Here is an 11372-nt window from a genome sequence, read left to right as displayed (position 1 = left end):
ATTCGTTCAAAACTAAGCTTGACCTTTTAGGGCTTTTTTAAAATGAATTGCCGTATTTAACCAACGCGAAGGTCGATGAGTGAGTGCAAAGTATGGAGTTTGTTTTGCGCCAAAAGCTCTGAAGAAACGTTCAACTGGTTCAATCATCGAACCTTCAAAGTCAAATCGCTTTGTAACAGTTGATGCAAATTTAATTGCTTCCCACATACAAAGGCTCGTTGCACCACTATTTCTTAGATCAGGATCACCACCACCCATTAAGTAATACGCCGATTCACTATCCCAAACCAGCAAAACACCTGCATGATTTCTGCCTTCGTTATCTTGAGCAATAAACCAGCGACATTGATTACGATCTTTTGCTGTAAATACCAACTGGTTTACAAAGCTTTCGGAATAAGGTAACTGCATTCCTTGTCGTAAGAAGGTTTGACGATTAAGTAATAAAAAATCACTGAATGGCAAATTTTCCTTTACAACAAGATTAAACTTATTCTCAGCCTTGCGAATATCTGTTCTGATATTTGCAAGCGAGGAATCCCAAACATCATCGATATTAGATAAGTCATCAATCAGATAAGTATAACGCGTTATTTGCTCAAATCCTTTCCAGTAAAAAGGTAACCAGTTGGTATTGGAATAATGCCAGTTTTGGCTGAAGTAGTGATATTTTGGTAGTTGATCAATCAGTGCTTCCATCAAATCTTTTTGCTGTGAAAGCTGTTTACTGTATTTTGCCGTTGAAGGTCTAAGCCAAGGACCGAGTGTTTGGGTTAGTTTAGGTTGGGTCAATAGGGTTAGCCCAAATTTCTTCTGTATTATATAAGGCATTGTTGCCTGTATTTTGTCACCTTTCTCGACAATACACACATCCCAGTTATCTCCAGCAACGGCGTCTAACCACCAAGCTTGACTGAAAATTGGAATGGTAGGTTCTTCTTCACACAATTGACGATATTTTTCTTTATTGATCATTGATTCACTCAAAATTTAAAATTAAGTACGAAAAGTAAAGCTTTTTTTAAGCTGAAGTTTATATCAATAAAAATATAACCATCTGGAGTCGCCAGAGCTTTTCTTCCTTTATAACGCACTATCGCACCCGGCAGATCAATATTGTCCTTTCTCTCGTACTCTCCGACGACCCATCGCTGGCCTTTAAAAATGCCTTTGGGTTGATCATAAGCATTAAGCCAAAGCTCTGTACCACGTAGCACATGCCAAATTCGTTCTATCGGCCAATTTTGCCAATCTATAATTTCTTTGTGTTCTTCGGATTTTAAGTTTCTGGCTCGAAGAGTTGAACTATGGCTTGGCTGGGGAATTCGTGGTGCCGAACCCGATTTTATAGCTTGGATTGCCTTTACAAGCAGAGAAGAGCCAACACCACCAATTAGCTTATCCAGCCTTTCAGGTGACTTGATTCCTAAAGGGATATGCACACGTTCCTGAAAGATGATATCTCCAGTATCTTCACCTTCATCAATATAATGGACCGTTACACCTGGGTTCATTTCCATATTATAGTACTGCCAAAAATCTGGATTAGGCCCACGATACTCTGGCAACATTGATGGATGTAGGTTTATAACCCCATATTTGGGAATATCTATTAAATCTTTTTTAAGGAGTTGAGACATGCTAAAAACTACAATCAGGTCGGGGTTGAGTTCCTTAACCCAATTAGTTACCTCTGCATCTCTTCCTTTTGATATATAGTTATATCTTATATTTCTAATCTCACAGAATTGCTTCAACGTTTTCTTTCTCCCCAAGAAAATCCTGTGTATTTTTTGGGCAAACTGAAAAAGAAAAGGTTTTTCTTGCTTTTCACTCCAACCTCGTGGCATAGACTCAACGATACCTAAAATCTCATGGCCACTATCTAATACAGGTGAGACAATACGCGTCAACCCACTTGTAATTATCAGAATTCGCATATATGAATCACCAAAAATTCAATTTATTAATAGTTGCAATATTCAGCTTTCTTATGCTCTTCTTTATATTACTTTTAAATTCAGTCTCTGCATCTAATTCTGGAGATATTTCTTTTAAAACTTTTGAATTCATTAATGTATCTGAAGCCCACAACCTCAAGTTTCCTCTGAACCAATGTTCTTCCGGAATTGGCCAACCCATTTTGTCTTTTCGCCAGGTAATTTCATCAGGTAGTTTTTTGTCGAATGCTAGGCGAGCCAAGTATTTAGTCCAACCATTATGCATTTTATAACATGCAGGAACTTGAGCTAAAAACTCGACTAATCGATAGTCCATAAAGGGCATTCTGGATTCTATACTGTGTCCCATTGAAACACGATCAGAGTAATGAATAAGGTTAATTAATCCCTTTTCGATAGCAGATTTTAATTCTAAATTTAATTCAGTAGGTGGTTGTCGCCCTTTTATTTTTTTGAATAGCGCTTGATAAGCTTTCATACCGAAGATGAACTTAAAATTTGCCATTAAAAAACTAAGCAGTAACGTTTTTTTCGCACCTGGTATTTTTAAGAAATAAAAGAACTCTTTATATAAGTCAATCAATGAAATTGATGTTAAATAACTAGCGATGTAAGGTAGATACCCAGCTAACTGCTCATCAGCACCTTGGCCATCTAAAGTTACCTTTACACCTGATTCTTTCACTTTAATAAAGGTGTGCCAACCAGACATACAGGTACTTTCTGGTGGATTTTCCATGGCCCAAATCATTTTTTGATGCTCAACAGGAATATCACCTTCCTGAGGCTCTATTTGATTTGAATTAACATTCAGCGCCTTTGCTAGAAGGTCTATATATACGCTTTCATCACAATTCTGGGTACCATCAGACTTGTAAACAGAAGAAAAGGTTTCCTGTAGATCAGCTTTACCTTGAGCTCTTAACTGTTCGTTGACTAGGTAAACAATCGAGCTACTGTCTAAACCGCCTGAAAGTGCAGAACCCACTTTTACGTCGGCTCTTAAGCGTAGTCTTACCGCATCTGCTAGTAGGTCGTAATATTGTTTGGCGTATTCTTTGGCTTTATTGGGGCAGAAGCGTTCTTTGCTGGTATTAGTGGTTAATTCCCAGTACCGAGTAAACTTCGGTTGATTGAGCAGTTGTTCTTTGCTACCAAGAAAGTAGTGTGCAAAAGGAAAACGATAAACGTTAGCGAAAGCCGTTTCTGCATCGTACTCATTAGGCCCGTTTTCCACGTAGTTTTTCAGGTAGCTTTTGTTGGGTGCTTTTTCTACCAATCCACTAGCATAGAGACCTTTAACTTCACTACAAAATACAAATTTATTATTATCTAAGCTGTAATAAAGCGGTTTTTTCCCAAATCGGTCACGTGATATAAAAAAAACATCCTCTTTCTTATCATATAGAACGAATGCCCACATACCATTAAAACGGTCAAGACAATTTACTCCCCAGTAATCATATGCCGCCATAATGACTTCCGTATCGGTATCATTATTGAATCGATATCCTACATCAATAAGCTCTTTTTTTATTTCTATATAATTATAAATTTCGCCATTAAAAGTTATGATATATCTATCTTGATAAAGCATTGGCTGTTTACCATGCTCGGTTAAATCAACAATAGCTAATCTACGATGTCCAAAGAAAAAACCATCTCCATAATAATGCCCCTCACCATCAGGACCTCGATGAATTATTGAATCAGTCATTTTCTTAAGATTCGATTTATCTAATACGCCACTAAAAATATAACCAGCAATTCCACACATATTAAACCTTAAAATTTTTCAGCATTTAGCTATTTCTTTAGTTCCTTTAAGAATAAGGAACAAATAAATAAGATATAAAACAACTTCATGCACAACAAAAGCAATCAGAAACTCTTCAATTGAAAGAGAAGAGGAGAAATACAATGTTACACTAATCGTACATAGATAGAGAACTTGCCATAAAACCCCCATCTTTATGTTTTGTTCTAAACCAAGAACTGCACTTAATGGGCTGACAGCGAAACGTACTGCAACAGCTATGACTAAATAACCTGCATAAACCCCAGCTTGTGACCATTCATTACCAAAAATAATTGAAAACAAACTTTCACCCCATATGAATAAAACAGGCACAGCGGGGAGGTATATAATAAAAAGTAACAAAAACATTTTTATTATATAAAGATTAAGTTTCTCTGGCTCTGTTTGACTTATTTCAACTACCTTTTGAAAGAGAACCTGTGCAATAGCAGATGAAATAATCGATGTCGGCATATTCAAAACACGAAAAGTCAGACTAAACATTCCCGTCACTGAATTTGAATAGAACTTCGTCAACAGTATAACCGGCATTTGTACAGCTCCTGCATCGCACAGAGCCCCCAAAACTCCATAAGTCGGGAACTTATGATACTTTATACCTTGTTTTTGTATCGAATTTATTTTTGACTTTCTTATTAGCGACTTATAGTTTCTATCTTTCTTTAAAAGGTATATTGAACCAGATACTATTCCTACGAACTGCCCACAAATAAGACCACCTGATACCTGTAAAAAACCAAGTGACGTTTGGGCGAAACCTTGAAATAAGCTTTGATTCACACGCGACACTGCTGTGTTTATGAATTTTTTCTGCCTATTATTCCAATAAGTTAGAGCTTGATAAATACCTGTGAACAACACAGATACAGGGACTAAGTACAACCAAACAGCAATATCCTCATTACCTAGAAAACGAGCAATTTGCGCATTCCAAATCGATATAGGTATACTAATCAGCAAAGAAAAAAACAGAGCAACTAGCATTGAAAGTTGCAAAAGAAGACGGGCATCCTCATCATCTTTTGGCAACATAATAGCTATTTCATAACGCCCAGTAGCAACCACTCCCAATATAGATACGCATGCTGCATAGAGAGCCAAAAGACCAAAATCTTCTGGTGAAAACATCCGAGTTAGTATAGGAATAATTGCAATGGGTATTGCTTGAGCAATACCTGTCCCTGTCATTAACGTAAGTACATTTTTTGAAAAGCTTTTATTCAACAATATTCCACTCTATAAATATCTCTTCGAAAGTCGGCAAGGCCTGCTTTGCATACTCAACCACTGCTACTTCATTTAAGTGGTGCTCGTCGTAATAAAGCAATTCACCATTATAAAAAGGAGGACTTTTGAAAACAGGCAAAAAATTAAGTTCAAGGTAATGAACACGATCAATGACCATGCTTAGATCATATAAGTATTCATTTGTACGCAAATAGTCTGGATTGATATTCACATACGGTGTCAACCCTAAGGACAAAAACCTCTTAGCACGCTGTGGATTTCGATTTAATAGTGGAACCTGACTCAAAATATAAACTTGCGCCTGTGACGCCATATTCTGTAAAAAATCACGTAAAGCACGATTAAATTCCTCACTACGGAGATGCCAATTCCAAGATGCCGTTATAAATATTAACTCAACATTCTCCAGATAGGATTTTGTCTGTTCAATTTGGGCAACACATGATTGCTGTGCCCATTCAGCAATCCGATTGTAATCAAATCCAGGAATAGTCACGCAACTACTCGCAGTTATAACCCTAGCTTTAAAGCCAATTTCTTTTCCAATATGATCAAAAAAGTGATTGAGCATAGCTGCGTGCGAATCGCCCAAGACCAATATCTCTTTTACACTATCCAGGTCCCCTCTCAGACAATCACCAACTATATGCCCATGGCAATTTTGTGAATCATCGCCATAGCGCAAATACTCTAGTGGCAAGGCTACAGGAGTAAACATGGCATTCACTTTCGCCATGGTCTGAGATGCACCTAATACACCAAAAACCAGAAGCCCCCAACTAAGTGCTTGTTTCTTGTTGGTACTCTTGCTTCTGAAAACCCGTTCAACCCCATAGTAGGAAACAATAGATAGTATGAATGTCAGCAGAACAAACAGGATGCTGAATTCTATATCGAGTACCTCTGCACTTGTGTAGTAGCGCAAAAAGGCCAATACTGGCCAATGCCAAAGGTAGAGTGAATAAGACAGCCCACCAAGCCACACCAGAGTTTTGCAACTCAACAATTCGCCTACCCATCCTTGTGTTGGCTGACTGAGTAGAAGCACGCTTCCAACGACAGGTAACAGAGCTAGAATGCCAGGAAAAGACCCTAGCAGTGGTTGGGTAATTGCAGAAATAACAATCAACAGCATCCCAAGTATACCAAGCCAGGCAGTGCTTCCCTCCACCCTAGACACTGTTGTTACATACAGAGCTGCCAGACCGCCCACAAAAAATTCAGGCAGCCGAGCATACAGACTGTAGTAAGTTGCTTGCTCCATGCCCAAAAACCGCAGGCGGTATTCGGCTAATGCAGTTAACCCAATCAATAAAACGACAAAAAACCATTTTAATAAGCGAATCGGCAGCAGTAATACAATAAAAGGGGCTAATAAGTAGAACTGGATTTCTACGGCTAATGACCATGTGTGTAGTAACGGCTGTTCATAACTGGCCGGAGCAAAATAATCACCAAAGTCAGCGAAATACCGATTGCTGCTAAACCAAGTTGCTTTTTCCAACCCTTTTCGAAACGTGTTGAAATCACTTGGTAGAAACAATATTGCTGCCACTAGAGCTACTATTATCAGCATCAAAAAGTATGCTGGAACAATCCTCTTAAAGCGACTCACATAGAAATATTTCAGAGTTTCAGTAAGAGAATAGCCAGCACTGGATTTTTTATGCAGCAAAATGCTAGTAATTAAAAAGCCAGAAATCACGAGGAAAACATCGACACCAACAAAGCCTCCAGGAAGCCATGTCGGGTTTAAGTGAAAAACCATAACAGCAAGTACTGCTATGGCTCTTAATCCTTGAATATCCTTACGATGAGGAACAGAACTCACTGTGCCAAACTCTCTACCACACGTTGAATATCTTGCTCAGTCAAATAAGGATGCATTGGTAAACTCATCACTTCTTCTGCAATTTCATCGCCTATCGGCAATTGAATACTGCTATCAGCAACTGCTGGTTGTTTATTCAAGGGAATGGGATAATGTACGGCAGTTGGAATGCCAGCCTCTTGCAGCTTGTGCTGAATTTCAGCTCTATTCTTAACTCGGATGGTATATTGTGCCCAAGCCGAAATATTATGTGCTTCCACAAATGGGGTTGAGAGAATACCAGCCTTATTTAATAAACGAGTATAGGTATTGGCTACCTGATTTCTTAGCTCGATTTCTTCATGCAAAACCTCAAGTTTTGGTAATAAAATCGCAGCTTGTAAGGTATCTAAACGGCTGTTTACACCTACACGAATATGATGGTAGCGACGATCCTGTCCGTGACGAGCAATTTGGCGCATGACAAGGGCCAATTCATCATCATTAGTGAAAATAGCACCGCCATCACCATAGCAACCTAATGGCTTAGTTGGGAAAAAACTGGTACAGGCAATGGTGCTTAAGTTACACGATTTTTTGCCTTTGTAACTGGCCCCAAAACTTTGCGCAGAGTCTTCAATCACTGGTATGCCATACTTGGCGGCAATCGTATTAATTGCATCAAAGTCAGCACATTGTCCATACAAACTTACTGGAATAATTGCTTTGGTTCTTGGCGTAATAGCCGCTTCTAGTTTAGCCGGATCTAAATTGTAAGTTTTCGGGCAGACATCAACATAAACCGGTTTCGCCCCTAAAAGGGCGACGGTTTCTGCGGTAGCGATATAAGTAAATCCAGGGGTTATCACTTCATCACAAGGGCCAACACCTAATGCCATTTGGGCGATTTGCAATGCATCAGTACCATTAGCAACCGTGATACAGTGCTTAGCTCCAGTATATGCAATTAATTTTTGCTCTAGTTCAGCCACCTCAGGACCCAAAATATACTGACCATGGGCGAGTACTTTCTGAATTCCGACATCAATTTTTTCTTTAATTCGCGCCTGCTGCGCACCCAAATCAATAAACTGCATTTTTAGCTCCTAGCCTGATAGCCAAGTGAATCCTCAGCAACTTGCAAATATATTTACATCAAAGAATTATTTATTAGCACTGATGTCTTTTAATCACAGTGTCACCGCTGAGGATATAAACAGCACCAGTATGAGGACAAATCACTTCAGCGTCTCCGCTCAATGGCAAGTCTAGCTGCTCACCAAATTCACTCATCCAACCTTTTTGTTTAGCTGGTACACCCACCATCATTGCATAAGCAGGAACATCTTTGTTCACAACTGCCCCCGCGCCGATAAAAGCAAACTCCCCAATAGTTACACCACAGACAATCGTACAATTAGCACCAAGCGTAGCCCCTTTTTTGACTAAGGTATCGCGATATTGATCTTTGCGTTCAATCAGTGACCGTGGATTATAAACATTGGTAAATACCATGCTTGGCCCACAAAATACTCCCTCCTCTAAATGCACATTGTCATACACTGAGACGTTATTTTGAATCTTACAATGATCGCCAATCGTAACTTTGTTTCCCACAAATACGTTTTGGCCCAGTGATACACCTTGGCCAATATGGGCACCGGCACAAACGTGTGTCCAGTGCCACACTCGGCTGCCATCACCTATTTGTGCACCATCATCAATAATGGCTGTTTCGTGTTTAAAATATTTCATGAAAAATGTTCTATCGATTGAGAAGGGAAGCTGAACACTTCCCTTGTGAAGGCTATACCCTTACTACTTGAAGCTGCAGCGGTGTTGGCTACGTTGGTTCACCCCTATCACATAGTTTATCTATGCTCATGGGGATTCATTCACTCACTTGCCGCCTACCTGCAACTCCAAGTAGTTTGGCTATTAATCAAAGGCGGATGTCTGCTTCATCGGCGGTTAATACATGCTTCACATCATAAAGTACATGCTCTTTTTTACCTAAACGACGTAACTTTTCAACACCCATCTGTTTGGTTTGACTATGATCCACGGCCAGTACGATTGCATCGTAGTAACCATCGCGCAGCTCATCAATCAACTCAATACCGTACTCATGCTTCACTTCCTCTTTCGAGGCCCAGCTATCGTATACATCAACTGACATGTTGAAATCTTGCAATTCGTTAACAATATCAATAATTTTGGTATTACGAAAATCAGGACAATCACCTTTAAAGGTAAAGCCCATGATCAGCACTTTTGCTTCATCAATATGAATTTTTTTACGTGACAGAGATTTAACTAATTGTGTGGCGACGTATTCACCCATACCATCATTAATACGACGACCAGCTAAAATCACCTCTGGTCGATAGCCAACTTCTTGTGCTTTATGGGTGAGGTAGTAAGGATCCACACTGATGCAGTGACCTCCAACTAACCCCGGCTTGAAATGCAAAAAGTTCCACTTTGTGCCAGCTGCTTTTAAAACAGCTTCAGTATCAATACCTAGTCGATTAAAAATTTTGGCAAACTCATTGATTACAGCAATATTTAGATCACGCTGGGTATTTTCAATAACTTTAGCGGCTTCTGCCACCTTGATTGATGGCGCTTTATGGGTACCAGCAGTGACTATCGAAGAGTATACTTGATCAACAAAATCAGCCACTTCAGGCGTAGAGCCAGAAGTTATTTTCATGATCGTAGTTAAACGATTCACTTTATCTCCTGGATTGATACGCTCTGGGCTATAACCAGCAAAGAAATCGCGATTAAACACTAAACCTGAATTTTTCTCGATGATAGGAAGGCACACTTCTTCCGTTGCACCGGGATAAACTGTTGATTCGAAAACGACAATATCACCGTGGGAGACCACTTTCGCAAGAGCTTCAGAAGCTTTTTTTAGTGGGTTAAGATCCGGTGTTTTTTCATCTGTGATTGGTGTAGGCACGGTAACGATATAAAAATTACAGTCTTTAATCTCTTCCAATTGGTGAGTGTAACTCAGCAATGGAGCACTACGCAGTTCCTCTTCGGAACATTCCAAGGTTAAATCAATGCCAGAGTGTAATTCAGCGACCCTTTTCTGGTTAATATCAAAACCTACCGTGCTAAACTTCTTACCAAACTCAACCGCAAGCGGTAAGCCAACATAGCCTAAACCAATAATGCCAATCTTTACATTTTCTAACTTCATTTTTCTTTACTCGTAATTACAGATTCAATGGCAAACCAATTTCTTTATGATCGCGAGCTGAGCGATAAATGCTGATCAATAGCTCAAGTGATTTTAAACCCTCACGGCCGTCGGTTTCTGGCTCTGCCTCGCCACGCAATACATCGGCAACGTTTTTAAAGTAAGGTGGATGACCAAATCCATAGACTGAAGTGGTTTGGTAGTTGGCTTGTTCAATTTGCTGATCGTAATCTTTTGATTCTGCAAAATTCCATTCTTGGATTTCATTAACCGCCACGCCACCAACACGCACTGTCCCTTTTTCCCCAAAAATAGTGATTGAACCCTCTAAATTATTGGGATAAGTACACATAGTGACCGCCATTGAGCCTAACGCGCCATTACGCCATTTGATGTTCACCACACCAGTATCTTCAACTTCAATATCACGATGAGTGGAGGTCATAGCATGGATGGTTTCAATAGGCCCCACTAGCCAATGGAGAAGATCGACATAATGAGTCGCCTGATTCATAAAAGCACCACCATCCATGTGCCAAGTACCAGACCAAGCAGCGCGGTCGTAATACTCTTGAGGTCTGGTCCAAAACACATTTAAATGCACCATATGGATTTTACCAAAACGCTTTTCCGTCACTGCACGCTTAAGTAATTGCAATGTTGAATTACGGCGGTTTTGTTTAACCACAAATAAACGCACCCCAGCGTCATCACACGCTTTAACCATTGCTAGTCCATCTTCCCACTTGGTCGCCATCGGTTTTTCGGTAATCACATGTACACCGGCTTTCGCAGCTTTAATAGTTTGTGGTGCATGTATGCCACTCGGGGTACACAAGGTGACGATATCAAGTGTTTGTGAAGCGAGCAGATCATCTATCGAGTGATAACCCGGAACGCCGTATTTATTTGAATGCAGCTCTAACACTTCTGGGTTGTTATCGCACACCGCGACCAGCTCATATTCTGAATCAAGCTGCTCAATTGAGCCAAAATGATTTTTAGAAATACGCCCACAACCAACGACTGCTATTCGAATTTTTCTATTTTTTATCATATTAATCACTCTAATTTGCTACTTTTTATCTCAGTGATAGTCCACGGAAATCGCATGAACATCACCGCCCGGTAAGGCTTTCGAGAACCTTACTTAGGTAGTTTTCGTCCATTGCGCAGTTCATCCGTTTGCGTTTAATGCCACCTTTAAAGGTGGTTTCACTCTTTAATAGGTTCAAACACATCTGCCTGATCCTTGCTAAAGCCTCTGCGCGATCATCGACTCTAATACGAGAGTTGTCCTACGGAAACCGCATGAAC

Annotated in this window: 9 protein-coding genes and 1 pseudogene; all 10 read right to left on the bottom strand. The window is 39.8% G+C overall.

The genetic code is table 11. The annotated features are described in order from the left end of the window. Positions 1–12: 12 nt before the first annotated feature. Positions 13–975, bottom strand: coding sequence for a GNAT family N-acetyltransferase (locus PL85_RS02335; protein ID WP_019282761.1), 963 nt, complete (start codon positions 973–975; stop codon positions 13–15). 8 nt (positions 976–983) lie between these two features. Further along, positions 984–1940 carry a methionyl-tRNA formyltransferase gene (locus tag PL85_RS02330; protein ID WP_001221372.1) on the bottom strand — a complete coding sequence of 319 codons (957 nt, stop codon included), beginning with the start codon at positions 1938–1940 and terminating at the stop codon, positions 984–986. 7 nt (positions 1941–1947) lie between these two features. Then, positions 1948–3738 (bottom strand): asparagine synthase (glutamine-hydrolyzing), encoded by a 1791-nt coding sequence (gene asnB / locus PL85_RS02325; RefSeq protein WP_019282763.1) that lies wholly within the window; start codon positions 3736–3738, stop codon positions 1948–1950. 18 nt (positions 3739–3756) lie between these two features. Further along, a complete protein-coding gene (locus PL85_RS02320; RefSeq protein WP_069211958.1) occupies positions 3757–5004 on the bottom strand; it encodes a lipopolysaccharide biosynthesis protein in 1248 nt (415 codons plus the stop codon). Further along, positions 4997–6859: an acyltransferase family protein gene (locus tag PL85_RS19015; RefSeq protein WP_069211955.1), complete on the bottom strand. Its 1863-nt coding sequence runs from the start codon at positions 6857–6859 to the stop codon at positions 4997–4999. Before PL85_RS19015 ends, PL85_RS02320 begins: the two co-directional genes overlap by 8 nt. Continuing rightward, positions 6856–7935: a DegT/DnrJ/EryC1/StrS family aminotransferase gene (locus PL85_RS02310; protein WP_019282765.1), complete on the bottom strand. Its 1080-nt coding sequence runs from the start codon at positions 7933–7935 to the stop codon at positions 6856–6858. The genes PL85_RS19015 and PL85_RS02310 overlap by 4 nt, the downstream gene beginning before the upstream one ends. Positions 7936–8008: 73 nt before the next feature. Beyond that, positions 8009–8593 carry an acyltransferase gene (locus PL85_RS02305; protein ID WP_019282766.1) on the bottom strand — a complete coding sequence of 195 codons (585 nt, stop codon included), beginning with the start codon at positions 8591–8593 and terminating at the stop codon, positions 8009–8011. 187 nt (positions 8594–8780) lie between these two features. Further along, positions 8781–10055 (bottom strand): Vi polysaccharide biosynthesis UDP-N-acetylglucosamine C-6 dehydrogenase TviB, encoded by a 1275-nt coding sequence (tviB, locus tag PL85_RS02300; protein WP_069211956.1) that lies wholly within the window; start codon positions 10053–10055, stop codon positions 8781–8783. 16 nt (positions 10056–10071) lie between these two features. After that, entirely contained in the window at positions 10072–11112 is a 1041-nt protein-coding gene (locus PL85_RS02295) for a Gfo/Idh/MocA family protein (protein WP_019282767.1), read from the bottom strand. A gap of 61 nt (positions 11113–11173) precedes the next feature. Next, positions 11174–11353, bottom strand: a pseudogene (locus PL85_RS02290) (ISAs1 family transposase); the annotation flags it as partial. Positions 11354–11372: the final 19 nt, after the last annotated feature.

This window comes from Vibrio anguillarum (genome assembly GCF_001989995.2).
Taxonomy (GTDB): domain Bacteria; phylum Pseudomonadota; class Gammaproteobacteria; order Enterobacterales; family Vibrionaceae; genus Vibrio; species Vibrio anguillarum.
Note: the sequence above shows the minus strand (reverse complement) of the source record. Positions and strands in the feature narration are given on the sequence as shown.